The following is a 24,726-nucleotide window of genomic DNA, read 5'->3' as shown; positions in this document are numbered from 1 at the left end:
TTCTACCCATCTTCTTAGACCTGATAACCTTTCGCGATCAGTCCTCCTCGGGCTTCAAAAAACGTTCATAAATCGCGTGTGCATAGATAAGGTCTTCTTCGATATCTATATCTACAGAGCGGAACTCGGGCATTGGCAGAATTTTGAAGTGCTGGCTGTAAAAACTGTATTCATGCAAAAACGATCTCGTCCACGCCAAATAAATGGCACCATTCGGATAAAACATGTCAGGATAATCCTGACTTCGCGTCTGCCCATGGAGAACTCTGGAGTTTTTCACCAAGGGTTCCGCTTTCAGGTTCTGATCTACTTTAAAGATAAAATCCGGAACCGTTGGACTGGTTTTCATCGAGATTACAGCATTGTCGTCAGGTTCAAGCAGCTTCTGGGCATCGCGGATATCCTGAGCCGAGCGGAAAGGACAGGTCGGAAGCAGCAGACAGCATTGATCGAAAACCTCTCCTTGCTCTTCAAGCTCCTCCAGCAGCGCTCCAAGAACCTTGGCAGCGGTTACCTTATCTCCAGAAAGTTTTCTAGACCGTTGATGCAATACGATTTTTCCTTGCCCGAACTTCTCGGCAAGCTGAAGAGTTTCTTCATCATCACTGGAAACTACGATTTTGGAGAATATCTCCGAATCAATTGCAGATTCAATCGTCCAAGCCAATAACGGCTTACCGTTTAATGGCGCGATATTTTTTTTGGGAAATCTTTTTGAACCGCCTCTGGCAGGAATAAAAGCAATCGATTTCATTATTTTCTCTAACTGTGACCATAATATTTATTGTTACCAAACCGGCTAAGCAATACATAAGCCATCTCAAGTTTACCTGCTAAATTCAGAATACAGACAATCAATACCCGATTAACTCAGGTCCATTTTTAGAAAACAATCGGCAGGGAAGTCCAGGAAGCTTTTTTTCAACAACACCTGTTTATCTTCGAAACTTACTTCACTCAACCGAGCTACAATTTTTTTCGCGGTCTCACCCTCTCCATAAGGGTTTACCAAAGAACTTATTGACGCCTTAAAGTCTTTAGACAGCGCTTTTGCCACAGCCTCTTTTATCTGTTCAAACTGGCATTCAACCTGAATCACGTTCCCCGGCTGAATTCTGCCAGCCTGCCGGTCTCCGATATTGACGACCGGCAAACGAAAACTGGCTGCTTCCAATATGCCACTGGATGAATTCCCAACCATTGCAGAAGAATAACGCATCGCAGAGATATAGCCCTCCATTCCCAGACTGGAAACCACCGTGAAGCGCTGAGGATGCAACTTATGAGCCACCTGCAATCGCTGTATAATCTGCTGGCTGCCGGCATCCGCATTCGGCAGCGTCGCCAACACCTGGTAAGGCAGATTCTCCAGCGCCGAAACCAACTCGTCCGCCTGAGCCTCTGCGTCCTGATACGAGTCTAAGGTCACAGGATGAAAAGTCACCAGTAAAACCGGCTGACTGAAATCAAGCCCTGTCTTTTGCTCCAGTTCGTTCTGAGTCCATCCGTTCACTTGCCGAAAATTATCCAATCCAATAGCTCCGACATTCCATACCCTATCCGGAGATTCTCCCATCTGAATGACTCTTCGCCGATAAACCTCATGAGAGACGAAATGCAAAGTGGCCATTTTGGTTACGCTATGACGGATGGCTTCATCCAAAGCGCCAAAAGTCGCTTCCCCGCCGTGCAAATGAGCAATGGGGATTTTATGTATCAAGGCCGCATTGCATGCTGCAATCAGTTCATAGCGATCCCCTAAAACTATAAGCAGATCAAACTTCAACGAACTGTACAGTTCGGAAAATTTTTCAATACCGACTGCAACTGCCCGACATACATCCATTTCGGAGTCGCCTGCCAGCATCAAATCAACGCTTTCCAATGGAGTGACATCATCCGCCTTAATCGTGGACAATGTTTTTCCATGCGCTTCCATCAGATGAGAGCCTGTTGCGATCATTGTCGTCTTAAACTCCGTCTCCTGAAGTTCAGACCAAAGCGGTTTAAGTAAACCGTAGTCCGCGCGGCTCGTTGTAACAATTCCAAAGTGGGCGCGTTTAAGATTCAAGGCTTTCACAAAACAATCCCTTCACCTTTTCGATAATCCCGAGAAGCGGACTGGCCAATCACGCTATCCCACTCCGATGCATAAAGGCCTGTGGAAGCTCGTTTAACGTCGCAATTATCTGTGGAAAACGGCTCCCCTACAGAGATCGGTCGCTTGGCGACGATACGCTTACGGACAATGGCGATATTTGCCTGTTCGGATGCAGAAGGTTCCTTCTGTCCGGAACCTAAAGCCTGTTCAATATTTCGAATGGCGGTAACCATGGCCTTCAATTCATCCGGCTCCAAGCTGGCCTTATGATCCGGTCCAGGCAAGTTTTTATCCAGCGTAAAGTGCTTTTCGATCACGCAAGCGCCCAGCGCGACTGCAGCAATCGGCACTTCAATGCCCAAAGAGTGGTCAGACAGACCGACCGGCAGATGCAATGCCTGCTGCAAAGTCTGCATGGCCCGCAAATTAACGTCTGGGAAAGGCGTTGGATAGGCGGTATTGGCGTGCAAAACCGTCAATTTATCTGCGGTCAGCCCCGCTTCAAGCAAGGTTTTAACAGCAAAAGCAACTTCATCCAAGTCACTCATGCCGGTCGAAAGAATCGTCGGCTGGTTGAATTTGGCGATTTGCCGTAAATAAGGCACGGAAAGCACTTCGCCTGATGGGATTTTCCAGCGTTGCATCCCCAGATGATTTAATAATTCAACGCTTTCGGCATCGAAAGGCGTCGACATAAACTCGATATTTTTTTCAGCACAGTAAGCGAATAATGCGCGGTGAGCACTTTCGTCAAGTTCCAAACGTTGCAGCATTGAGAACTGGCTCTCTTTAACGCCGGTATTTTCAGTTTGATAAGCGGCCTGTTCGGCCGATTCGGTTACCAGATTCTGAGCTTTAAAGGTCTGGAACTTGACTGCATCCGCACCGGCCTCTACGGCGGCGTCGACAAGCGCTTTGGCCGTCCCGAGAGAGCCGTTATGATTGACACCGGCCTCGGCAATAATAAACACGCTCATTTAATCATTCCTGTATAAATACCGGGCTCGGTAACATCTCTCAAAACCGTACTGTTGGCACCGATGACCACTTTATCGGCCAGAACAATTCCCTGCTTTAATACCGCTCCGCTGCCGATAAAACAGCCGTTTCCGAGTACCACCCCGCCATTTACTTTGGCTCCCGTGGCGATATGACAATGGTCACCGATAATGACATCATGCTCGATCAATGCCTGAGAATTGATAATGCCGTTCACCCCGACCTTTGCACAGGCATTGACCAGCGCCTGATGCATCACTATGGTTCCAATGCCTAGTTCGGCGGAACTGGAAACGTAGGCCGTTGAAGAGATAATTTCAGGCAGTGTCGCGCCCAGTCTTTGCAGCTTTTCGAAAAGGTTCTGTCTTATTTTGGCGGATTTGATCTGACCTACGGTAATCAGACAATGCGGAAATTTTTCGATCAATGCCGGCAGTTCCGAATCGAAACCGATAAGCGGATAAGGCGTTTTACGGTCTGCTGTTGCACCATCCGCTTCAACGATTCCCTGAACCTTATAAGTTCCGCCGGTTTCAATCACATCAATGCAACTGCGGCAGTGCCCCCCGCCGCCGATCAATACAAGAGGCGTTCTATCACTCACGGCAAAGAACCCCACTCGGTAAATTCACCACTCTGGAAGCCAAACTATCGGTATTTATCATCTCCGTTTTTAAGCAGTGCCGGTAAATATCCAACTGATGCATCGGCGTCCACAATGGTCGCGTCTGAATATCCTGCGCATTGGAATCCGTCAAAAACGCCTGCGCTGACTCTGCTTGATCGAATTTGACTGCATTCAGCCAGTAATTGGCTTGCGTATTGTCCGATTCGACAAGAAAACTGAATCCCTGACTATTAGAAAATGCTTCTTGATAAAAGTCGGCCAGCTTGCGCTTTTCCCTCAGGAAATCCGGCAACTGTTGCAACTGAGCGACTCCCAAAGCGGCATTCAAGTTCGGCATACGCAGGTTATAGGCGATTTCATCGTGTTCAAACAACCAGGCATGCGGTTTTTTGGCCGTAGTACTGAGGTGCCTGGCCTCTCTAGCCAGACGCTCGTTGTCCGTTACCAGAATTCCCCCGCCGCCAGTGGTCAGAATTTTATTGCCGTTAAAACTGAAAACGCCGATTTCCCCAAAAGTCCCGGTATGCTTGCCTTTGTAAAATGACCCGAGACTCTCTGCCGCATCTTCAATCAGGGCAATGCCATATTTCTGACAGAGCGCGGCGATGGAATCAATCTCGCACGGAAACCCCAAGGTATGCATAGGCACACAACCTCGGATAGGTTTTCCGGAAGCTTTATGAATTAAATGGCCGTTTTTATGTTCGGTTTGCGTCGCCAGAAAGTCTTCCAAATCGTCTGCGCTCATCCCCAAAGAAGCACTGTCGACGTCAAGAAACAGCGGTTCGGCGCCGAGCATTGAAATGGCGTTGGCGGTAGCGACAAAACTCAGAGACTGGGTCAAAACCAGATCCCCGGACTGAATACCGGCAACCCGCATCGCCAGCATCAACCCGAGCGTGCCGTTGACCACAGCCACCGCATATTTAGCACCGGTAAATTGCGCAATCTGCTGCTCAAACTCATCGACATAGCGCCCGACCGAAGAAACAAAGGTCGAGTCAACGCAGTCAATCAGCTTGGCTTTTTCCTCGCCCCGAAAACATGGCGCATGCAGAGGCACAAAACCATCGCCATAGTGGCTGCGCACGGTCTCGAGGATCGAGGAAAACTCAGACATTATAAATATCCGCTTTATACTGTTTTAGGTTGTCAGGTTGTGTAAACCAATCGATGGTTTTTTGCAGACCGGAACGGATATCCTGTTGCGGGGTAAAACCGGTCAACTCTTTGATTAAAGCGTTATCGCACCAGAGGCGGAAAACTTCGGAATCCTTCGGCCTCAAGCGCTGTGCATCGGTAACAAACTCGACGTCACTGCCCATCAACTCCTTGATTAACAGCAGAGTATCCTGCACGGAAATTTCAAAATTGGAACCGATATTGACCGTCTGCCCAACCGTTTTGTCGGAAGCGGCAATCGCCATCATGCCCTGGCAGGTATCCGTCACATAATTAAAATCGCGTGTCGGAGAGGTATCGCCAAGCTGAATCTGTTTTTTGCCATTGGCAATCTGGGTAATAATCGTCGGGATAACCGCTCGTGCGGATTGTCTCGGGCCATAGGTATTGAACGGACGCGCAATACAGACCGGCAGCTCGAAGGCGTTGTAGTAGGACATTGCCATCGAATCGGCACCGATCTTACTGGCGCTGTAGGGAGACTGCGGCTGCAGAGGATGTTTCTCATCAATCGGCACATATTGCGCAGTCCCATAGACTTCCGATGTCGAGGTATGCATTAAGCGCTCGACACCATTTTCGAGACACGCCTGCGCAATATTCAAAGTCCCGTTGATATTGGTTTCGACATAGGAATTCGGTGCGACATAGGAATATGGAATCGCGATCAAAGCCGCCAGATGAAACACAGTATGACAATCTTTGGTAACCTGCTTACAGAAAAACGGATCGCGCACATCACCGCTTACAACCTCAATCTGATCCTTGTAAGGCGAATGGTCCAGCCAGCCCCAGCTGTTAAAAGAGTTATAGATGGCCAGAGCTCTCACCTTGGCCCCCGCTTCCACCAGCTGCTCGGTCAAGTGGGAGCCGATAAACCCGTCCGCACCTGTAATTAAAACCTGCTTCCCTTGCCAGTCGCTCACACCTCTGTCCTTCTATACTTGATTGTTTTTCTGTCGTGCCGATAACACCTTGTCCAGATACTGCCGTGCTTCTTCCGAAGTATGCTGATAGCGCAAAGTTTGATACAGCTGTTGTGGCGAAAGATGATTGATCTCCTCCATCGCCCGCTGCGGGTTATTGGCAAACAGTTTAAGCACCGTATTTAATCCAGCATTATAAGCAGATATCACTAGGAGTTCACGATTCTTGGGGTCTTTCACTTCTTTAAAATACAAATCATGCAAAAGCCCCAGATAAGCGGTACCGATACGAATATTATTCTGCTCGTCAAACAACTCGGACTCGGTTGGCAACTGCATTTTGCCGTCAATTAACTCGTACACATCCCTGCCGGCCGAGCCGGCTTTGATCTGCATTAATCCGATGGCATTGGAGCGGCTTCTCGCCTTGGGGTTGAAAGCGCTCTCGACCCGCATAATAGCCATAACCAGATCATAAGGCACCTTATATCGCAAAGCATAATACTGCGCCCAGTTCCGGTAACGGTCAAGTCTGGCCATCTCATCCCGAGAGTTAAATTCTTCGGTAATTTTCGCCATTGGCGTGTCGCTCAATGGAATCTGCACATGCAGATACTTCTGCCCCTGATCGTTGACCCAGTAGGCGTGTTCGGCCAACAGTATCTTAGCGAACTCGTAGGCTTGCGCCGGATAGCGGATCGAGTGCTGCGACTTATCCAGAATACGGTTGTAGTAATAGGGCTTAACGGATAGATCGAATTTTTGAATATTCTGCAGGTCACTTTCCCCTGCCGGATTTCCCGATAAAAGCAAATGGCTGATCGCCTTTTTCATTCTGGTCGTCGTTGCCAGCGCTTCAGGAAATTCAATAATAATTTCGTCGTCATATTCAACCGCTTCAATCCGATCTTCTTTAACGATCTCAGAATGGACCTGACTGGCGGTTTGTGCGGTATCGACGGTTGAAGACGAGCTTTTTGCCGATGCCGAGGCAATAGCGGAATGGGTAGACGCCGGTTTTTCCACTGTCAATCCCGAAGCATTCTGCATCAAAGATAGAGACAGCCAGGGCCACAACGCCTGAGAAAAGCCCGTCTTCTCGGATAAGGCGACAGCACTCTGTGTGGACAGTTCGTCGACTTCATCGCTTTGAGAAAACGTCTCGTCATTCAGCGACGGAGAAGACGAATTAGAGCGATACCGCTCTTGAGGGAGCACATTTGGCGTAACAATATCTGCTTTCTGTGAGGAAACACTATTGGCAACGGAGTCGGCGGAAAAAGCGCCGGCGATCGGAGAGCTTGAAAAACCGGAGGAGACTGTCTGCTGTTGCAGCCAAGAGTGCATGGAAGAAGCGTAGGAAGCCGTCAGCAGCAAAAAACCACCGACAGACAATAACCAGAAATTTGACGCTTTTGCTGAATTCATAACCCCTCCACAGAATGATTATGAATTCAGCAAAAGCTGTACCAATTATCTCAGATAATCGAATAACGACATGCCATTGACTTTAGTAAACACCTGTTGCGCCATTTGCAGCGCATTCTGACTTTTCGTCAGATCCGTTATTCCTTGAACAACATCGGTTTCTTCCAACTCCATTCGACGCTCTTCCAAAGAGAGCTTGAAGCTTTCGCCCGCATTATATTGCGTCTCGATACGGTTCTGACGGCCACCGATCTCCGCTCTGACCGTATTCAGCTGATCCAGTGAAGAATCGATATCGTTCACAACCGCCTCCGGAGGAGGATCTCCGGCAAGCAGACTGTCTCTCAAGACAATCAGACTATTGAGAATATTCGCATCAACTCCGGCAGGCGTGGAATTTCCGTCTACCTGAAAAACTTTGCCGCCGTTATCGGTAATTCGAACTCGCGAAGCATCTCCCTGATCGTCCGCTCCCAGGCGGTTATCATCATCAAAGCCAATTTGAACGAAACGGGCTCCGTAATTAGCCAAATTATATTCGGCAGCCTGTTCCGGAGTCGCTGCCGCGGCAACCCCTTGCGGACTGCCGATATAAGCATAATATCCAGGGTTGTTCGGATCTTCGATAAATGCCGCTTGCTGGTTGACGCTGTTACCGGCAAAAAGCAATTCACCGTCCGAGTTTCGGTAATTCATCATGCTCAACTGCTGTTTGATAATCTGATCAATCTCTTCTGCAGTCTGCTGACGGTTTTCCGCCGAATAGGTTCCGTTCAGCATCTGAATCGAAAGCTCGCGAACGCGCTGCAAAGATTCAATACTGTCGGTGATCGCTGTCTCTTCCTGAGCCAACTGGCTTTTCGCATAGGCGCCATTTTCCGCGTACTGATCAATGGTATTCATCGTACGGTTCAGGGCATGCACCTGACTCAAGCCGACCGGATCGTCACTTGGCGCATTGATTTTTTTCCCTGTGCTCAACTGTAACTGCGCATCCAGAACATTTTGCTGATGATTCTGAATCGAATTAAGCCCTTGACTATGAAACAGGTTCGTTGAGATACGCATGATACTATCCTCTTACTACACTCAGCAGCGTTTGAAAAATCGACTGGGATGTGGAAATAATCTGTGCCGACGCTTCATAAGCCTGCTGGAAACGGATTAGGTTCGCCGCTTCTTCATCCAGACTAACTCCCGAAAGCGACTCGCGTTGATTCATAATCTGGTTATAAACATTCTGCTGTGCGGTCAACTGAATGTCCGTACCGCGGACATACATCCCGACCTTGGACGCCATATTGGAATAGCCGCCAAGAATATTCAGCGTAGCCTCGCCGTTTTCGTCGGAAAGCAGAATTTTCTGCGAAGCGAAGCTGGCCATGTTCGCCATATTGACATTATCGCCGTAAGCGGCAGGAGCCGGCGTCTGATCATCCAGACCCGCAACCCCGGTATCAACAGGAGACTGTCCTCGAGCGGCGATATCATTCGGATTCTGCAAAATCGTAGTGAACTGCTCCAGCATATCCTGATGAGGTTTGACTAAAAACTTGTCACCGTCGTTATTGGTTTGCCCGCTGAAATCGAACTCCAGTCCATCAACTTTGTAAACATCGCCATTTACGGCATCCGGCGTAATCTGCTCACCGGTTTTATAGTCAAAAAACTCATAACCGGCTCCGTTGGCGCGAATTTCATACTCGCGCGCCTGCATCTGGCCGATTTCGCTTAAAGCCTGCTGTAGATAAGCTTCTTTTTCGCCATAAGTATCGGGCTGAGTGGCCGCCGTATATGGAGGCGTACCGTTCAGCCCCGTCAGAGCAGTGGTTTCCGGATTAAACGTCACCGTTATACCACTACCGTCTTCAATATTTCCCTTGGCAGACATGGCTGTCGCCGACAAGGTCTGGAAGAAATCCCCACCGGCATCGCCTTCCAGGTCATACCCCTGATAATGCTGCCAGTTCATGGCGGCAACGAAACCGTTGAGCGTCAAGCCCAGTTCATTCTGCGCCTGGTCCAATAGGTTATCGCGTACATCCAGAACCGCGCCCAACTGACCACCGGAAATCCGGTCGCTGATCATTTGCTTCTGACCACCGATCGACATATAGATTTCCATACGTCTGTCATCTTGGTAAGGGCTAAGATCGGCCATAATATAGGTTTTATGGTTATCGGCCAAAAGCGGAAGATTGCCGGGAGCCGTGAATATATCCAGGCCGCCGTCTTCCTGTGGAAAAGTCTTAATATCGATATAACCGCTGAGTTCAAGGATTGCCTGATCACGCTGGTCAAGCAGATCATTCGGCGGCTGAGTGCCGGTATTCAACGCACGTTCAACTTCCTCGTTGATCTGCTGAATGGTATCCAGGCGGTCGTTAATTTCCGTCATTAAACCACTGATTTGGCTGTTGATCTGCTCCTCGGTATCATCCAGCACCGAGGCCAGATTTCCGATATGCGTTTCCAGGTTTCCCGCTTGATCCAGCAGCATCTGACGACTGGTTTGCGACGTCGGATTATTGGCGACATTCTGCAGGCTGTCAAAAAACCGCTGCATGAACTCCTGAACACCCTCATCGTTACTGGCGATGACACCTTCAACCTGAGTAGCCAGAGAAAGCTGTTGCGTGTAACGCTCGACAGAGGAATTACTGGAATTGAGTTGTGTCTGGATATAATCGGATTGAATGCGCAAAATCGAATCCACGGTCGAACCGCCGCCATTAAAGGAAGCGCCGATCAGCGATGGCGTATTACTGCTGATTTCCGCTCTCTGGCGCGAATAACCTTCGGTCGACACATTGGCAACGTTATGACTGGTGACGTCCAGAGCTTGTTTATAGGTATTGGCCGCCTGGGAACCTATCGTTAACATATCTGCCATAATTCTTCTCCAATACCTGCTTCAGTGGAAAAACTCATTCAAAATCAATGTCGATTAAATCAATAAAATCAGCGACTTACAAATTTCTCAATGCCAAAGCATTTTGCGTTGTAGGGGCTGCTGCCTGAACTTTTTGCTCGCTTTTCTGCTCTTGCATCTGGTAATACGCTTCCGGCGTATAAACATTATCCATCTTCGGTGCCAGTTGCTCGACAATAGTATCGGCCAGTCCGAGAGAACCTTTAGCCGATAGCGACTGTGCCAACTGACTGTCATGCCAGTCTTTGAAAAAACCGCCCTGACCGCCATCAAGCCAACCGTCGTCAAAAGAAACCTTTCTCGCTTCTTTCATAATCTGTTGCAAAAACAACGCTTCAAACTGCTCGGCAACCGGACGCAAAGCCTCTTTTGGATCTTCCTGCGCCTGAGCTTTCAACGCATTTAACGATTTGGCATCCGCGACATTCTGAGCCTGCTTTGCTGCCGCCTGCGAAGCGGATAGTGAATTTAAGTCCAATCCTTCCATCATCTTCCCCTAGGCAATCAGATAATCATCAGTTCCGCTTTCAAAGCACCCGACTGTTTCAGCGCTTCGAGAATCGCGACCAGATCACCTGGCGCCGCGCCGACTTTATTTACCGCCTGCACAATGTCATTCAGTGAAACCCCTTTCGGAAACTGGAACATGCGTCCTTCGCCCTGCTGAACATCCACTCCGGAATTCGGCGTCAACGCAGTGGCTCCGCCGGCAAAGGCATTCGGCTGGGAAACATCAATATCTTCACTGATTTTAACCGTCAGGCCACCATGAGTAACCGCTGCCGGACTCACTGTCACGTGCTGGCCGATAACCACTGTACCGGTACGCGAGTTAACAATAATCCGCGCCGGCGCTTCACCGAGAACCACTTCCATATTCTCCAGCATGGAGAGGAAAGCCACACGCTGATTAGGATTACGAGGAGCCATCACTTCAACCGTCTCGGCATCCAACGCCTTGGCGGTTCCGCCACCCAACTGTTCATTAATGGTATTGACCAGATTAGTCGCTGTCGTAAAGTCGGCGTTTTTCAGATTCAGCTTAATCGTATTTCCGAGGTCGAACCCGGTATTGACGGTTCTTTCAACCGTCGCGCCATTCGGAATACGTCCGACGCTAGGCACATTAATGGTAATCCGAGAGCCGTCGGCACCGCTGGCATCCAGACCGCCCACAACAAGATTCCCCTGCCCCAGAGCATAGACATTACCATCCACCCCTTTCAACGGAGTCAATAAAAGCGTTCCGCCGCGCAGACTTTTCGCATTCCCTAAAGATGACACGGTAATGTCGATTTTTTGACCCGACTTAGAAAACGCCGGCAATTCGGCATGTACCGCTACTGCGGCAATGTTTTTGGCATTGGTTTTAACACCATTCGGAACCTTGATACCGAACTTATTCAGCATACTCAGCAGACTCTGCTCGGCGAACGGCGTTTTATCGCCGGAACCGTTCAGACCGACAACCAGACCATAACCTACCAGCTGGTTGGAGCGTACTCCGGCAACATTAGCGATATCCTTCACCCTTTCCGCATAGCTTAAGGTGCTCCACAACATCAACATTGTCAGCAAAATGACTGTAATACGTGCCATATGCCCCTCCTTTCATACCTTTCCGGGCGTTTTAACGTAACGCAGAGAAAGGGTTATTATTAAAAATCACAAGCTAATCTGAATATAGCACTGTTTATGCCAAAATTATTGCCATGCAACGAAGGAAGCGAAGAAAGAGATAAGCTGCTGTACGGGAGAGAGAGACAAAAAGAAAAATGCTGATCCGCAAAAAGGAGATGGAAAAACGGATCAGCGCAAAAGGAAAGCTTTTGCCAAAATTAGATTATAAAACCCTTTCGGCGCAAAGCCCAGAGGATTTAACAATTAAATCCCTTAAATTTCATAAATTTAAACCTACTCTTTGAAAGAACTTTCTCCTTACCAAGAGTGCTCAGACGATTCAATTAAAACGGCCAGTATTTGCTTAACCACTCTGTTGCAGCGCCGGCTCTAGCCGTACTGCCTGCCATGCCGACGTCTTTGTATACCAAGCGTACATCGGCTACCTTAGTCGAAGAAATCGTATTATCCGGCTGAATGTCTTCAGGACGGATAATTCCGGCAAACTGAACCACTTCGTCTCCATCATGAATCGTTAACCATTTTTCGCCACGGATCACCAGATTCCCGTTCGGAATGACTTCAACAACCGTCACGGCGATCGATCCGCTTAAACTGGAGTTCTGTTTGACATCACTTTTACCCGAAAAAGCCCCTTTGGAACCATAACCGATCCCCAGACCAACGACAGGTGACGTCACCGCATCCACCACATCACCGGCAAACCCTTTAGGGCGCGTCACACTGATCGGAGAGTTAATGCCAAAATCCTGACTATTGGATTTATTGTATTTGGCCTCATCTTTCTTATTCGCGGAAATACTCTCATCCAGAGAGATCGTAATGATATCGCCGACGCGGTGTGCTCGCGAATCGTCAAACAGCGTCATAGCGCCAGTCTGATACAGAGAACCGTTATTCGGCTGTTTCTGCTGCGGAATATTCAACGGATAAGCCGGCTCGTAATTCAGCGTTTGATGACGCTCCGGCGTGGTACTGCCACAACCGGTCAGCTGCACTGCCGCCAACAGGCTGACCACCATTAATGAAATTCGTTTGTTCAAGTTCATAATCCCTCCTCGCAAACCTGCTCAGTTATTATCGAGATTAGGTGTTATTGTTCAGATACTGCATCATGCCATTGGCCGCAGAAATCGCTTTCGAGTTCATCTCGTAGGTACGCTGCGCTTCAATCATCCCGATCAGCTCTTCGACTGTATTAACATTCGACGCTTCCAGAGCGCCCTGCAACACCGAGCCCGCTTCTGCAGTTCCAGGGTTATTAATGTTCGGCGCGCCGCTGGCTGTGGTTTCGCCGTAGAAGTTTTTACCTAAAGATTCCAAACCGGCCGGATTGATAAAGGTTGCCAGTTCAATCTGACCAACCTGCACCTGCTGAGTATTTCCCGGCTGGCTAACGTAAACCGCACCATCACTGGTAATGGAAATATCGGTCGCGTCCTGTGGAATATTGATATTCGGTTCCAGAAGGTAGCCGGATGAAGTAACAATATCGCCGTTCTGATTCACTTCAAACGAACCGTCACGCGTATACATCAAGTTTCCATCCTGATCCAAAGCCTGAAAAAAGCCTTTTCCTTCAACGGCAATATCCAGTTGATTATCCGTCACCATCAGGTTCCCCTGGGTATGGATTTTCTGAACACCAATCGCCTTAACCCCTGTACCCAACTGAAGACCGGACGGCAAGGTATTCGCCTCATCCTGCGTTGCCTGAGCGCCAGGCTGACGGACATTCTGATAAATCAGATCATTAAACTCGGCACGCCCCGTTTTATAACCGTAAGTATTGGCATTGGCCAGGTTATTGGAGATCGCCGCCAGGCGGAATTGCTGAGCTTCCAAACCGGTTTTAGCTACATAAAGTGCATTATTCATAACAAAATCCCCTTAAATTCCTTAACGTACCGACAATAATGAGTCGGATTTTTGAGAGTGGGTTTTACTGGTTGCCATCATCTTGACTTGCAGTTCGTATTTACGGGACAGAGAAATCATTTCCACCAGCGCTTCCGCAGTATTGACATTACTGGTTTCCAAGGCACCGCTGACAACCGAAATATTCGCCTGATCCAGTTCACCTGCATCCTCGCGAAGACGGCTAAACCCATCCAATCCCTTATAAAGCTGTTTCTGATCCGGCGCAACCAGACGCAGACGATCAAGCACAATCAACTGATTACCCTGACCGTCGGCCGGAACGAACGAAATCGTTCCATCGTCACCGACAGCAATGCTTTTATACGGCGGCACATTAATCGGCACCCCCGCTTCATTCAAAATCGGGTTTCCCTGCACATCGACCAGGTCACCGTTTTCTTTGACCTGCATACTGGCCGTGCGGACAAAAGCCTCATCGCCTTTGGGCGTCTGGATGGCCATAAAACCATCGGATTTTGTCACCACATCCAGATCCCGTCCGGTCACCTTTATCGCCCCGGCAGAGTAATCGGTTGCCGGTCTTTCATCCAGTGCATAGGTGCGCGTATGTTGACCCGGCCCTTCCATATGCTGGGCACGGAAAATATTGAAGTCTTTTTTGAATCCATCTGTTGATGCATTCGCAAGATTATTGGAATTATTGGCTTGTGCGAGCATTACCTCTTTGGCACCGCTCATAGCGACATATAACATCCGATCCATCTTTCGACTCCAATATGAAATTTTAAAAATTGAGGCGCGGTTTCCCGACGCCTCGAAACGATTTGCCTACTTCAAACCACTGTAATGTGATTTACATAGGTCATTTATAAATTCCCTTGTGTGTTAGCGTTTTGACTAACTTTTTGTTTCATGGAGTATTTAGCAGACACCGTGCCAAAAAAATAGAAAATAACTCAAAAAAAGCTAAAGTTTGTTAAGTTTCCGCCGATTTACTCAATACGGGAAAATAAAAAACCGGCAATAAATGCCGGTTTTTTTAGCTCGCGAAAAAGCTCGATTACAGATTCAGAATAGTCTGTGTCAGCTGCTGCGAAGTTGAAATCACCTGTGCCGAAGCCTGATAAGTACGCTGCGTCTGAATCATATTCACCAGCTCACCGGCAACATCCACATTCGAATACTCCAAAGAACCGGCGTTCACTGTTCCCATCCCGTTACCCTGAGGGGTTGCCAGCTGAACCGCACCGGAAGCAAAACTCTCGGCATAGGTCTGACCGCCTAGCTTTTCCATGGCGTTTTTATCGGCAAAGTTCGCGAGAGCCAACTGGGCAACCGGAACCGAACGACCGTTTGAGTAACGCGCTTCAATAACGCCGTCCAAACCGGTATTCAAACCAACAAGATCCCCTACCGCATAACCGTTCTGAGTGGTTCCTCGCTGGTTATAAGAACCGGCAAACTGAGTCATGGATTCGAAATCAACTGCAATCCCAAGAGGAATATCAATCGGCCCACCTAAAGGATCGCTGGCACCTGTCAAAGGATTGTCAATTTCAAACTCCAGCAAAGGATCGGTTGAATCCGCGGCGGTAAGCGTAGCGTCGCCAATATCCGCTTCTTCAAAGGCACCGATAAATCCTCCATTGGTATCGAATCGTAACTCATAGATCTGCCCCTGGTCACCTGTAGTCGGTCTGTGCCCGGTATAGGTCACATTTCCCTGAGCATCGGTATCGGTAATGGTGTACTGCACAATCCATGAAGTGTATTTAGGGTCGGTACCAGTGTCGACAACTTCGTTTTTATAAAAGTTTGCATTCAGCGTATGCTCGCCACCCAAGCTATCGAAAATCGTCATCGGGTAGAAATAATCCGGGGCACCGTCATACGCATTGGCATTATCATCACCCGGAGCGGTCAACTGCGTTAAATCCGCCGTGACTGAAACACCGCTTTGATCAACATTGTTCGCCGCTTCACCGTCCAGGTTAATGTCGTAATTCATTTCCGAGGTGGCTTTCGGAATTTTGTTTAACTCATCCAGATCAATCGAGCTCAAAGCCGTACTGAAAACAGGGTTCGCTTCAGTAGATCGGGTCTCATCCAGCAGGAACCCCTGCACCTTATTCCCTTCCTGAGTTGTCAGAAAACCGTCTTTATCCAGCTTGAATGAACCGTTTCGGGTATAGACATTGTCATACTGCTGCGTCTGATCTTCCAAGACAAAGAACCCTTCGCCGTCAATCGCCATATCCAGTTCGCGGCCGGTGTTATTAATGGTTCCCTGACCGAAATCCTGGGTGATCGAAGCTACTCGCGTCCCGTTACCGGCTGAATTTTGCGCGCCGGAAAACATATCCGCGAACTCGGTTCTGGAGCTTTTAAAACCGACCGACTGCGAGTTGGCCAGGTTATTGGAGATAACGCCCAAACCAGTTGAAGCGGCATTAATCCCACTTAGTGCATTTAAATCGTATGCTGAACTCATAATATCCCTCCAATCTCCGATTTTCTAACCGGAAAAGTTGTGTGTTGTTAATCTGTATTAAACGTATTGCATAAAATGAAGTAAAAATCTGTATATCGCCAAGTCTAGTGCCACTTAGCCCCCTATCTCGCGAACGGAATCCATAGAAACGCGCTCACCGGTGGCAAGCGTCAGAGTCATGCTTCCATCGTCATTGATACTGACGGAGCTCACCTGCGAAGCGACCACACTGTTGATCGACTCCAAGTCACCCTCCGCACTCGTCCCATAAGCGGTTAAAGAGTAGACACCGCTTGGCATTTCATTCCCCTGATCGTCCAGACCATCCCAGCTGACAACCTCTTCACCGACGCCAAGAGAACCAAGCGAAATTTCCCGAACCATGCCGTTATTGCTCGAGATCACCAAGGTCACATCTTCCAAAGGCTCTTCCGGCGTCAGGCGGAACTGTGACGTACTACCCGATGTATGCGAAAAATCCTCGCCATCCACCTGAACATTTTTACCGATCATAGTTGCGGCCTGCATGGTCTGCATTCCCTGGAAACTTTTAGTCATCGCCATAATTGACTCGTTCATGCGGGTCGTCGCTTCCAGCTGATTCATTTGCGTCAGATCGGTTACGAAACTGGTCGGGTCCATCGGCTTTGAAGGATCCTGGTTTTGCAGCTGCGTCGTTAACAGACGAAGAAAATCTTCCTGCCCCATGACATTACTGGGGGCCGAAGTGGATGGATTCGAACTCTGCTGCATCGCTTTAACATAGTCGGTGCCTTCGGTCGTAATCATTGAACTGTAATCAGACATGATTCTGTCTCCTTAAAACGTGTTATTGACCCAGCTGAATCGTACGTAGCAACAGCTGTTTCGAGGTATTCATAACCTCAATATTGGTCTCATAGGAGCGAGATGCGGACATCATATTCGCCATTTCTTCGACAATATTGACATTCGGACGATAGATATAACCCTGATCGTTCGCCATCGGATGATTCGGGTTGTATTCCATTTTCAACGGCGCCTGATTCTCGACAATTTCCTTGACCCGAACTCCGGACGCTGGCTGATTGATGCTGTCTTCAAGAATCGTCTGAAACACCGGCTGTTTGGAGCGATAAGTATCCTCGGCATTCGAACTGACACTGTCGACGTTGGCCATATTCGAGGCAACCGTATTCAAACGGACAGTCTGCGCATGCATCCCTGTTGCTGAAATATCTAAAACTTTAAATAAAGACATGGTTCTCTCCTATCGCCCGATTATTCACCCTTGAGGGCGCCGCGAATACCGCTGATTTTGCTGTTAATAAATTCAAGCGTTGCCTGATGCTGCATGGCGTTTTCCATAAACTGCGCCTTTTCGACATGCTCTTCAACGGTGTTACCGTCCAAAGAAGGCTGAGTCGGCATGCGGTATTTCAAAAAATCGCTGGTACTTAAAAGCGACTCCCCACCCAGGTGCTGACCGCTGGTTTTGCTCATCTGCAACGACTGCGATGAAAAACGGTCACTCTCCTGTTGCAAGGCCTGACGAAAATCCACATCGCGTGCCTTGAAATTCGGCGTATCGGCATTCGCCAGATTGCTGGCCAATACTTCTCCGCGCAAAGTCCGGATCTGCAACGCTTTTTCATGGATACCGAAAATCGAATCCGCCATTTTTGAACTCCCTGGTCAGTCACCTTTTCTGCTTGTGCCAATTAATCGGCACCCAAAGGATCACTGACGGTTAAATTACTTTCTACTGGGTATTCAGCAAAGCCGATGCCAAAAAAGTGAAAAGAAATGTTTTTTTTGAAAAAAAGGCCTAAAGGAAGGAGGAAACCGGCCGATAACTTAAGTTAAGGGAAATAAGCGGAAAAATTTGCCGCCGTAAATTTTTTCACCATTACGCAGCGGCAAATAAAAAATTGAAGATAAATCGACACAGCATCGTGCCGGAAACTTACCAGGGACGGATACGATCTCCGATTTGCACAATGTTCTTCTGAGTAATCAATTCGGCTACCGCAAATTCGGAATGAATCGCGGTAATTTTGAGAAAGGCCCCCGGCTGATACTCCGAGCCGAGATCGCGTCCTGAAAAATTAACCGGCATGCCGGTTCGGTGGTAAACCGCCAGATCATCACCGACTTTAACACCGACCTCCGGAGTCAAATACAGATAGTATTTACCGTCGCGAACATCAATGACTTCACTCTCGAAACGCTGACAATGTAAAAAGTCCAATACGTTGTCAACTTCTTGACTTAACAAGGCATCAAAACCTTTTCCGGTATCCGTAGCAAAGAAGGCATTAGTGGCAAACGGCCGCTCGCGACCGACGCGAACCTTACCTTTGATATCAAAACCGGCTCGAGCCTGATGCACAATTTTCTTATTCAAAAGATCAACCAGATACCAATCCGCTTCGATATAACGACCGTCATCGGAAATGTCGAGATCGTAATGACGCTTTAGCTGGTTCTTCCAGCCATTATCCTCAAGCACACTGCCCACGGAACGTAACACCGAAAGCAACAGATATTGCGCTCCGCTTGAACTATATACTTCCTGCAGTAATTGCGGATCCAGATTCGGAGAAATTTGTCTGTTTGGCTGAATATCGATGGCCCGGTCTAATTTCCCCAGATTCTTCTGCCCTTCGTTTAAAAGGCGGCGCTCCAGCTCCAACTGATACCCCGACACCAGATTTCGGATATCTCGGGCACCGGCAACGTCCTTAACCGCCAGCGGAGCAACCAGTAAGCGCGGGAAATACTTCCGTCCATTCAAGTCAGGACAAAGACCTCGCTCGGAACTCAGGCAAACCTCGACTTCAACTTCGTAATTCAGAGGCTCCGGCTTAGCTCGTCCGTATAGATCCTCCGGATCTTCCAGCCCCCCTTTGAGCAGAGTGTAACTTTTGACATGACTGTTACTGACAAAACGGGAAGTTTCCAGCGTCAACTGCTGGTTCTGCATGGTGATATCGCTGCCTACTTTTACATCGCGCTGCATGGATGCATTTTTTAACGCATCCCGGATCGCCATTTTTTTGGCAAATTCCAAATCCACTCCGTCGGTCGACGCTCGCCCTTTGACAACCAAGCATTCAGGTAACGCGCTTGAAGGCATTTTATTGACAAGATTCTGTTTTTCTTCCGTCACTCGTGCAACCGGCACACACGCCCCTTGTTCATTACGCCGATACTCAACACCGGGGAGGCATTCGGATTGCGACGGAGATTGCGATGCGGAAGAAACGCGCAGTTCATCAAGCCAGGAGGCACTATCCGCACTCGCCGAAGAAACGAAAAACGCGGTCAGTAAAAGCGCACTAAAAAAACGCTTAAACAGCTTAAGCACAAAAGCGCTCCACGGATCTGTTTTCCAAATGACTGATAGGTGGTTTACCATCTGTAATACTCCGATTACTCTCTATTACGGCCCGTTATTACCTTCTTAACCCGTTTTCTCACTTCCGGCGGCAGTAACTTCATCGATGCGCGCGACAATAACGCGCGCCAATTGATCGGAATGCCACTTGGAAATAAAGGTATTGGCACCGACTTTTTCGGTCAGCTTATCGTTAAACCCACCGCTTAAAGAGGAATTCAGAACCACATACAAATCTTTTAAGCGGTCGTCCTTGCGAATACTTGAGGTCAGCGTATAACCGTCCATCTCCGGCATTTCGATATCGGAAATCACCATCAGCACACGCTCGCTAACCGGCAAGGCCATTCCCTGATCCGCTTCATCGGCCCATTTTTGCAGGAGCTCGAGCGCTTTCTTACCGTTATTGACAATCTTATTGGCGATGCCCATATGATCGAGAATATTCTTAAGCTGTGAACGTGCCACAGCCGAATCATCGGCACCCAAAACAAAAAAGTTTCGACCCTTGGTTTTTGCCAGATTCCGCTCGATATAGTCGTCGGAAAGATCCGTTCGATTGCCAGACACCTCGACCAGAACCTTTTCGACATCAACGATCTCAACCAACTGATCCTGTGCGCGGGTAATGCCGGTTAAGTAATTTACATTCTGCAGAGTTTCCGGAGGCGGCAAGATATCTTCCCAGCGCAGATGCACGATACGATCGACGTCTTCAACCAGAAACCCCTGAACCGAACTGTTAAATTCGGTCACAATCGTTAAGCTTTCAGAATATTTCTGCGGATCGATCGGCTCCAGATCCAAAGCCTTGGCCAGATCAATCATCGGCATCGTCTGACCGCGAATATCTGCCACCCCGACAATTCGCGAATCCGCTTTAGGAACAGGGGAAATCTGCGGCGTACGAATGACTTCGCGCACCTTAAACACATTTATGCCAAACAGCTGCGCGCCACGAATCGTGAAAAGCAGCAACTCCATGCGATTCATGCCTGCCAAAGAAGTACGTTGATCGACCCCTTTTAGAAAATTAGCCATGAATTTCTCCTTGTTATTCTTGAAAGACGGTACGCTCGGCCGCCTTGATCGGGACTCATTTCCCTACAATAGATATGAGTTTACTGTATTGCACACGCATTTAAAGAGAAAACTCTGCGTCTGCACTCTCCGAACCCTTCGGCCTCTGCTTGCTTATAAGCCTTCAAATCGGCACAATGAAACCAGCTTACAATCAATTCCGTTAAAAGTTTCCGAAACGACCTATGCCTTTTACCGCCAATCAAGTCCGCATTTCTTTTTTCGAACGGCTGTTTCTTGCCGTAACCGGTCTAATAATGCTTTTTACCTTGACCCCGGAAGCGCTCGCCACGGAGCAGTACCAGTCTGTCGATGAAATTCACCAACGGGTTCTGGAACACATTAAGCAAAAAGCTAACCAAAAAATCTTAGAGCCGACATTTAAAATTCGCGAACTGAACAAAAATCTCAAACTGGGCAAGTGTCAAGGCGTCCTGGAAATCTCTGACAGAAATCCGAACGACTATGTCGGACGCATGACCATCGGCGTCGGCTGCGAGACCCCGAAATGGCAGGTTTACATACCGGCTGAAGTAGATGGTAAAGTACGCGTTGTTATGACAACTCAGGCGCTGTTAAAGAAAACCACCATTTCCGCCGATAAAGTGAAAGAGGTTCTGATCCCGTACCGCAAGGCACCGCGTCAGAGTCTGCAAAATATGGATACGGCAATCGGAATGCGGACCAAACGCCCGATCGGCGCAGGACAAATTTTAAAAGCCAGAGATCTGCAACCACCCTATCTGGTTTTTAAAAACCACAAAGTCAATATCGTAACCTACATTGGCAATATCGAAGTGAAAACCACTGGGACTGCCCAAGCCGATGCAGTCAAAAACGAACAGGTCGCCGTCAAAAATTCGGCATCCGGAAAAACCGTAAAAGGCATAGTTATTGCTCCTAACACCGTATACATTCCTTGAATGTATCTAAGCAGATGAAATTTATAAAATTAATCGCTAGAATAACGATTAATTTGACTTCAAATCCCCGACAAGGGATAAAGAGTAAAAAAAATTTAATTTTTTTTCTAAAGTTATTTCAGACGTAGCCGTTATAAGAAATAACGAAATAAGATATTTGTCTAATTTTTAGACTCTTATAAAGATATAGAGGCAGAAAAATGGATATTAAAACAATCAACACCCCCGCTGTAAGCGGTCGCAGCAACAGCGATCCCGGCAAGCCAGTGGCTGGGGATGCGGCTACAGCGAGACCTTCCGTATCGGATGAGTCCGGCAATAACATCGATAAAGTAACCTTGACCGAAATGCAGGGCAAACTGCGGGCGTTAGAGCAAAAAACGCAAAGCATTAACAATGAACGCCAAGAGCGTATCGCACAGATTCGTGAAGCCATTAACAATGGTTCATATCAGGTTAATTCGGAAAAAGTTGCCGAAAAACTAATGCAGACCGAAATACTGCTTTCGCGAGTTTAAGGACGTCCAATCGTGCCCGACGCCAATCAAGCCAATAAGAATGCGCTAAAAATCATCGAACTGCTTTCTCCGGCAGTCGATGATTTTTTTATTTGTCTGGAAAAAGAATCTTCCGCCATCTCGAATGGCACCGTAGAAACGCTCGAAGAAATGACCGAAGGCAAACAGCGTTCAGCCTTGAACCTTGAAAAAACAACACAAGAGGCTCAGCAGTACCTGCAAAACACAGATCACACACTGGAGCAGCTGCTCGCATCCGAAACAGACAAGAATGCGTTACCCCTTGAACAAAACATTTCAGAACAACTTCATACGCTGACCGATAAAATCCGCCAATGCTATGACCTTAACCAGGCCAACGGAATCGCGATTCAAGCACTGAAAAACATCAATCAGCACACCTTGAACCTAATCACCGGCAAGGAAAAAGAAGTTAAGCTCTACGGTTCCAGCGGCACAGCCTCTTCCTCCGGCAAAGGGCCGGGATCACACCTCGGCAAAGCATAACCCCTTCCCTTTTTAAAGTTTCTAATACCCTTGGTCATTCTGGCTTATTTTCTGCTTTCTCTAAACCAGTTCTCTGACGAGATTAACGCCATACACCCGCTACTTGCATTCGCAGGAAAACTGGCCTAAATCAAGTTAGACGTTTTTTTCTGTTCTATCACTTTGGCTTAGAGCGTAAAAACACTACACTTTAACGACCGGAATCTGGAAACAAATTATTATGAGTATTGGACAAAGATCATATTTCCGCATTGATGTGATGATGCGTTGCAGCTATCGAATCGTCAAATCCGCAGATATTGAAAACACGCCTCTGCCTGAAAACAGAGACAACAGCTATATCGAAAGTTATATGATGCAGGATCTTATCGAACTGGATAAGCACATCAATGATGCGATCGTTAAAATCAACGAACGCAGCTCTCTGCTGGCGACGGCTTTAAATGCCCTTAACAGCAAAATTAACTTCCTAATGGATACGGTTGATACCTCGCAGATTATCAAGGCGATCCCGCACCGCCCGGTAAACTTGAGCGGCAACGGCATTGCATTTGATATAGAAGAGGACATCGATATCGATGATAAGATTGATCTGCTGATGCAGCCTTTGGAAAATGAAGCGCCGATCCTGGTTCGAAGCAGTGTGGTCAATATTCAACCGAAAGAGTTTGGGGCCATTAGCCGCGTCGCTCTGACTTATGATGATTTGAGCGAAGAAGATCGCCGCAAACTGATCTTCTTTATCCAAGCCAAAGAGATCGAACTGGCGCAAAAAGAAAGAAGAAACCCAACCGATAAAAACGGCCTGATTTAGATCTAGGGATAAGCGTAACGCTTATCCTCTCCACCTCGATTAACCTTCTCTTTCGACTCTTTCTGGCGTTCAATCTGTTTATCCAGGCTTTTCACCTTGCGCTCGAGAAGATACACTCGGTTCATCCCCTGTTCAAATTGCTGCTGTTGCTCAGCCTGACTGCGAGAAACCTGTTTCATCGTTTTGTCCTGCTTGCTGACTTTGGATTCCAACACGCGCACTCGAGTGCTGATGCTGGCCGCCGCCGCGACACCTTCAAACAAAATCAAGGCACCCAGCACCACAATTTGCAGTTGCCGTTTACTCATAACGTTTCTCTCTAAAATGCGCATTCAAGCGCGATTAACATCGCTGAATTTACTGATAAGACTGAATCCGGTAAGCTGCTTCCGGCTCGCGGGCCGCTACCTCGTCACCGGTATACACAAAGGCTTTTTCGAAGAATGCCTTATCAACATAAACTTCCAGCACGGTTTCATAGTTATTGTCCGCCATTGGCGTCACACTCACTACTCTCGCTCCACGAACCACCGCATTAATACGGGCACGGAAAGAGTCGTTCTTTGCCGTCAGGGTCGAAATCGAAGTGTTACTGTCAATTTTAATCCCGGAAAGCTGTTCTGCCAGAGAACGGTACGCGTCCAGTTTCGATGCGCGAATGGCCATCAATCTTCGTTGACCCGTCGTATAAGCCGCAAACGTACTTTCCGCACCATAACCGATACCGGTAATTTTGATCAGTTCAGATTTATCTTTCTTCACTGCAGCTTTCTCAGATTCTTCGTTCTGGACAATCTGCTGATAGATCTTTTGATGAACCGGAGCCGGCTCACTTTGCTGAGTTGCCTGCTGATCGCAGCAGTCATTTCCTTGTGCGTAATTTGGTGTCGCGCTACATCCGCTCATTGCGGCAATGGAGAGAGCCACCGCGCTTGCCAAAAGATGTGACTTTTTCATTTTAAGTCTCCTTGTTATTATCGCTTTGTCTCAAGCGTCTAATATTATTAACGGCCGAACCGTCGAATTATTTACTACTTTTTTTAAATTATTGCTCTTGCAGATAAATCACTTTTCCGGCGTCTTCTGAATACAATCGGTTGCTATCGCGATAGTATTCAGGCACAACCATATAACTGCCGCGATCCTCTTCAAATCCGAGCTGATCCACCATTTTTTGCGAAGTTTCCTTGACCCACGGAACCGGTTTCTGACTACAGCCCGACACAAGCAAAACCACCCAAAACAAGAACCCTACAAGCATAAAATTTTGTTGCATAAGCCCGCCTTTATACTCTT

General features: G+C 47.9%; 27 protein-coding genes. 4 read left to right on the top strand and 23 right to left on the bottom strand.

The window, feature by feature from the left end; genetic code table 11:
• Positions 1-37: 37 nt before the first annotated feature.
• The 20 genes from J3999_RS08315 to J3999_RS08220 all read right to left on the bottom strand — a co-directional run bounded on the left by J3999_RS08315 (position 38) and on the right by J3999_RS08220 (position 20,629).
• Complete coding sequence (locus tag J3999_RS08315; protein WP_208127444.1) at positions 38-754, bottom strand: cytidylyltransferase domain-containing protein; 717 nt, start codon at positions 752-754, stop codon at positions 38-40.
• A gap of 111 nt (positions 755-865) precedes the next feature.
• Positions 866-2,080 (bottom strand): UDP-N-acetylglucosamine 2-epimerase, encoded by a 1,215-nt coding sequence (gene neuC / locus J3999_RS08310; protein WP_208127443.1) that lies wholly within the window; start codon positions 2,078-2,080, stop codon positions 866-868.
• The gene (neuB, locus tag J3999_RS08305) at positions 2,077-3,078 is read right to left on the bottom strand and encodes an N-acetylneuraminate synthase (protein WP_208127442.1); all 1,002 of its coding nucleotides are present in this window, start codon (positions 3,076-3,078) and stop codon (positions 2,077-2,079) included. The genes neuC and neuB overlap by 4 nt, the downstream gene beginning before the upstream one ends.
• Positions 3,075-3,704 carry an acetyltransferase gene (locus J3999_RS08300; RefSeq protein ID WP_208127441.1) on the bottom strand — a complete coding sequence of 210 codons (630 nt, stop codon included), beginning with the start codon at positions 3,702-3,704 and terminating at the stop codon, positions 3,075-3,077. Before J3999_RS08300 ends, neuB begins: the two co-directional genes overlap by 4 nt.
• On the bottom strand, positions 3,697-4,848 hold the full coding sequence (locus J3999_RS08295; protein ID WP_208127440.1) for a LegC family aminotransferase: 1,152 nt from the start codon (positions 4,846-4,848) through the stop codon (positions 3,697-3,699). The genes J3999_RS08300 and J3999_RS08295 overlap by 8 nt, the downstream gene beginning before the upstream one ends.
• On the bottom strand, positions 4,841-5,836 hold the full coding sequence (locus J3999_RS08290; RefSeq protein WP_208127439.1) for an NAD-dependent 4,6-dehydratase LegB: 996 nt from the start codon (positions 5,834-5,836) through the stop codon (positions 4,841-4,843). The genes J3999_RS08295 and J3999_RS08290 overlap by 8 nt, the downstream gene beginning before the upstream one ends.
• A gap of 12 nt (positions 5,837-5,848) precedes the next feature.
• Positions 5,849-7,264, bottom strand: coding sequence for a murein transglycosylase domain-containing protein (locus J3999_RS08285; protein ID WP_208127438.1), 1,416 nt, complete (start codon positions 7,262-7,264; stop codon positions 5,849-5,851).
• A gap of 45 nt (positions 7,265-7,309) precedes the next feature.
• Positions 7,310-8,332 (bottom strand): flagellar hook-associated protein FlgL, encoded by a 1,023-nt coding sequence (gene flgL, locus J3999_RS08280; protein WP_208127437.1) that lies wholly within the window; start codon positions 8,330-8,332, stop codon positions 7,310-7,312.
• A gap of 4 nt (positions 8,333-8,336) precedes the next feature.
• A complete protein-coding gene (flgK, locus tag J3999_RS08275; protein WP_208127436.1) occupies positions 8,337-10,157 on the bottom strand; it encodes a flagellar hook-associated protein FlgK in 1,821 nt (606 codons plus the stop codon).
• Between the two features lie 76 nt (positions 10,158-10,233).
• Positions 10,234-10,683, bottom strand: coding sequence for a rod-binding protein (locus tag J3999_RS08270; protein ID WP_208127435.1), 450 nt, complete (start codon positions 10,681-10,683; stop codon positions 10,234-10,236).
• A 17-nt stretch (positions 10,684-10,700) separates the two neighbouring features.
• Complete coding sequence (locus J3999_RS08265; protein ID WP_208127434.1) at positions 10,701-11,795, bottom strand: flagellar basal body P-ring protein FlgI; 1,095 nt, start codon at positions 11,793-11,795, stop codon at positions 10,701-10,703.
• A 365-nt stretch (positions 11,796-12,160) separates the two neighbouring features.
• Complete coding sequence (locus tag J3999_RS08260; protein ID WP_208127433.1) at positions 12,161-12,886, bottom strand: flagellar basal body L-ring protein FlgH; 726 nt, start codon at positions 12,884-12,886, stop codon at positions 12,161-12,163.
• 37 nt (positions 12,887-12,923) lie between these two features.
• Positions 12,924-13,715, bottom strand: a complete 792-nt coding sequence (flgG, locus tag J3999_RS08255) for a flagellar basal-body rod protein FlgG (protein ID WP_208127432.1) — start codon at positions 13,713-13,715, stop codon at positions 12,924-12,926.
• A gap of 21 nt (positions 13,716-13,736) precedes the next feature.
• Positions 13,737-14,480 carry a flagellar basal body rod protein FlgF gene (locus J3999_RS08250; RefSeq protein WP_208127431.1) on the bottom strand — a complete coding sequence of 248 codons (744 nt, stop codon included), beginning with the start codon at positions 14,478-14,480 and terminating at the stop codon, positions 13,737-13,739.
• A gap of 298 nt (positions 14,481-14,778) precedes the next feature.
• Entirely contained in the window at positions 14,779-16,209 is a 1,431-nt protein-coding gene (locus J3999_RS08245; protein ID WP_208127430.1) for a flagellar hook protein FlgE, read from the bottom strand.
• 114 nt (positions 16,210-16,323) lie between these two features.
• Complete coding sequence (locus J3999_RS08240) at positions 16,324-17,016, bottom strand: flagellar hook assembly protein FlgD (protein WP_243755393.1); 693 nt, start codon at positions 17,014-17,016, stop codon at positions 16,324-16,326.
• Positions 17,017-17,038: 22 nt separating this feature from the next.
• Entirely contained in the window at positions 17,039-17,449 is a 411-nt protein-coding gene (gene flgC, locus J3999_RS08235; protein WP_208127429.1) for a flagellar basal body rod protein FlgC, read from the bottom strand.
• Positions 17,450-17,469: 20 nt separating this feature from the next.
• Positions 17,470-17,868: a flagellar basal body rod protein FlgB gene (gene flgB / locus J3999_RS08230; protein ID WP_173285546.1), complete on the bottom strand. Its 399-nt coding sequence runs from the start codon at positions 17,866-17,868 to the stop codon at positions 17,470-17,472.
• Between the two features lie 286 nt (positions 17,869-18,154).
• Entirely contained in the window at positions 18,155-19,609 is a 1,455-nt protein-coding gene (locus J3999_RS08225; protein ID WP_208127428.1) for a hypothetical protein, read from the bottom strand.
• Between the two features lie 45 nt (positions 19,610-19,654).
• The gene (locus J3999_RS08220; protein WP_208127427.1) at positions 19,655-20,629 is read right to left on the bottom strand and encodes a chemotaxis protein; all 975 of its coding nucleotides are present in this window, start codon (positions 20,627-20,629) and stop codon (positions 19,655-19,657) included.
• Between the two features lie 224 nt (positions 20,630-20,853).
• On the opposite strand from J3999_RS08220, the gene flgA reads away from it, so the two are divergent.
• The 4 genes from flgA to J3999_RS08200 all read left to right on the top strand — a co-directional run bounded on the left by flgA (position 20,854) and on the right by J3999_RS08200 (position 23,430).
• Positions 20,854-21,591: a flagellar basal body P-ring formation chaperone FlgA gene (gene flgA, locus J3999_RS08215; protein ID WP_243755392.1), complete on the top strand. Its 738-nt coding sequence runs from the start codon at positions 20,854-20,856 to the stop codon at positions 21,589-21,591.
• Between the two features lie 200 nt (positions 21,592-21,791).
• Positions 21,792-22,109 carry a flagellar biosynthesis anti-sigma factor FlgM gene (flgM, locus tag J3999_RS08210; RefSeq protein WP_208127426.1) on the top strand — a complete coding sequence of 106 codons (318 nt, stop codon included), beginning with the start codon at positions 21,792-21,794 and terminating at the stop codon, positions 22,107-22,109.
• Between the two features lie 12 nt (positions 22,110-22,121).
• Positions 22,122-22,616, top strand: a complete 495-nt coding sequence (flgN, locus tag J3999_RS08205) for a flagellar export chaperone FlgN (protein WP_208127425.1) — start codon at positions 22,122-22,124, stop codon at positions 22,614-22,616.
• Between the two features lie 220 nt (positions 22,617-22,836).
• Positions 22,837-23,430 (top strand): PilZ domain-containing protein, encoded by a 594-nt coding sequence (locus tag J3999_RS08200; protein WP_208127424.1) that lies wholly within the window; start codon positions 22,837-22,839, stop codon positions 23,428-23,430.
• A gap of 2 nt (positions 23,431-23,432) precedes the next feature.
• On the opposite strand, the gene J3999_RS08195 is transcribed toward J3999_RS08200, so the two are convergent.
• The 3 genes from J3999_RS08195 to J3999_RS08185 form a co-directional block, all read right to left on the bottom strand.
• Complete coding sequence (locus J3999_RS08195) at positions 23,433-23,738, bottom strand: hypothetical protein (protein WP_208127423.1); 306 nt, start codon at positions 23,736-23,738, stop codon at positions 23,433-23,435.
• Between the two features lie 49 nt (positions 23,739-23,787).
• Positions 23,788-24,387: an LPP20 family lipoprotein gene (locus J3999_RS08190; protein ID WP_208127422.1), complete on the bottom strand. Its 600-nt coding sequence runs from the start codon at positions 24,385-24,387 to the stop codon at positions 23,788-23,790.
• An 88-nt stretch (positions 24,388-24,475) separates the two neighbouring features.
• Positions 24,476-24,706: a hypothetical protein gene (locus tag J3999_RS08185; protein ID WP_208127421.1), complete on the bottom strand. Its 231-nt coding sequence runs from the start codon at positions 24,704-24,706 to the stop codon at positions 24,476-24,478.
• Positions 24,707-24,726 lie beyond the last annotated feature (20 nt).

Source organism: Thiomicrorhabdus sp. 6S3-12, from assembly GCF_017571475.1.
In the GTDB taxonomy this organism is placed as follows: Bacteria; Pseudomonadota; Gammaproteobacteria; order Thiomicrospirales; family Thiomicrospiraceae; genus Thiomicrorhabdus.
Note: the sequence above shows the minus strand (reverse complement) of the source record. Positions and strands in the feature narration are given on the sequence as shown.

Bases quoted from the DNA above. Each gene is read 5' to 3' on its own strand.
- J3999_RS08285 (WP_208127438.1), bottom strand. From the start codon at position 7,264: ATGAATTCAGCAAAAGCGTCAAATTTCTGGTTATTGTCTGTCGGTGGT.
- flgL (WP_208127437.1), bottom strand. From the start codon at position 8,332: ATGCGTATCTCAACGAACCTGTTTCATAGTCAAGGGCTTAATTCGATT.
- J3999_RS08200 (WP_208127424.1), top strand. From the start codon at position 22,837: ATGAGTATTGGACAAAGATCATATTTCCGCATTGATGTGATGATGCGT.
- flgM (WP_208127426.1), top strand. From the start codon at position 21,792: ATGGATATTAAAACAATCAACACCCCCGCTGTAAGCGGTCGCAGCAAC.
- J3999_RS08225 (WP_208127428.1), bottom strand. From the start codon at position 19,609: ATGGTAAACCACCTATCAGTCATTTGGAAAACAGATCCGTGGAGCGCT.
- J3999_RS08240 (WP_243755393.1), bottom strand. From the start codon at position 17,016: ATGTCTGATTACAGTTCAATGATTACGACCGAAGGCACCGACTATGTT.
- neuB (WP_208127442.1), bottom strand. From the start codon at position 3,078: ATGAGCGTGTTTATTATTGCCGAGGCCGGTGTCAATCATAACGGCTCT.
- flgG (WP_208127432.1), bottom strand. From the start codon at position 13,715: ATGAATAATGCACTTTATGTAGCTAAAACCGGTTTGGAAGCTCAGCAA.
- J3999_RS08220 (WP_208127427.1), bottom strand. From the start codon at position 20,629: ATGGCTAATTTTCTAAAAGGGGTCGATCAACGTACTTCTTTGGCAGGC.
- J3999_RS08245 (WP_208127430.1), bottom strand. From the start codon at position 16,209: ATGAGTTCAGCATACGATTTAAATGCACTAAGTGGGATTAATGCCGCT.
- J3999_RS08185 (WP_208127421.1), bottom strand. From the start codon at position 24,706: ATGCAACAAAATTTTATGCTTGTAGGGTTCTTGTTTTGGGTGGTTTTG.
- J3999_RS08250 (WP_208127431.1), bottom strand. From the start codon at position 14,480: ATGGATCGGATGTTATATGTCGCTATGAGCGGTGCCAAAGAGGTAATG.
- flgB (WP_173285546.1), bottom strand. From the start codon at position 17,868: ATGGCGGATTCGATTTTCGGTATCCATGAAAAAGCGTTGCAGATCCGG.
- J3999_RS08190 (WP_208127422.1), bottom strand. From the start codon at position 24,387: ATGAAAAAGTCACATCTTTTGGCAAGCGCGGTGGCTCTCTCCATTGCC.
- J3999_RS08315 (WP_208127444.1), bottom strand. From the start codon at position 754: ATGAAATCGATTGCTTTTATTCCTGCCAGAGGCGGTTCAAAAAGATTT.
- J3999_RS08265 (WP_208127434.1), bottom strand. From the start codon at position 11,795: ATGGCACGTATTACAGTCATTTTGCTGACAATGTTGATGTTGTGGAGC.
- flgA (WP_243755392.1), top strand. From the start codon at position 20,854: ATGCCTTTTACCGCCAATCAAGTCCGCATTTCTTTTTTCGAACGGCTG.
- flgK (WP_208127436.1), bottom strand. From the start codon at position 10,157: ATGGCAGATATGTTAACGATAGGTTCCCAGGCGGCCAATACCTATAAA.
- J3999_RS08260 (WP_208127433.1), bottom strand. From the start codon at position 12,886: ATGAACTTGAACAAACGAATTTCATTAATGGTGGTCAGCCTGTTGGCG.
- flgC (WP_208127429.1), bottom strand. From the start codon at position 17,449: ATGTCTTTATTTAAAGTTTTAGATATTTCAGCAACAGGGATGCATGCG.
- J3999_RS08295 (WP_208127440.1), bottom strand. From the start codon at position 4,848: ATGTCTGAGTTTTCCTCGATCCTCGAGACCGTGCGCAGCCACTATGGC.
- J3999_RS08195 (WP_208127423.1), bottom strand. From the start codon at position 23,738: ATGAGTAAACGGCAACTGCAAATTGTGGTGCTGGGTGCCTTGATTTTG.
- J3999_RS08270 (WP_208127435.1), bottom strand. From the start codon at position 10,683: ATGGAAGGATTGGACTTAAATTCACTATCCGCTTCGCAGGCGGCAGCA.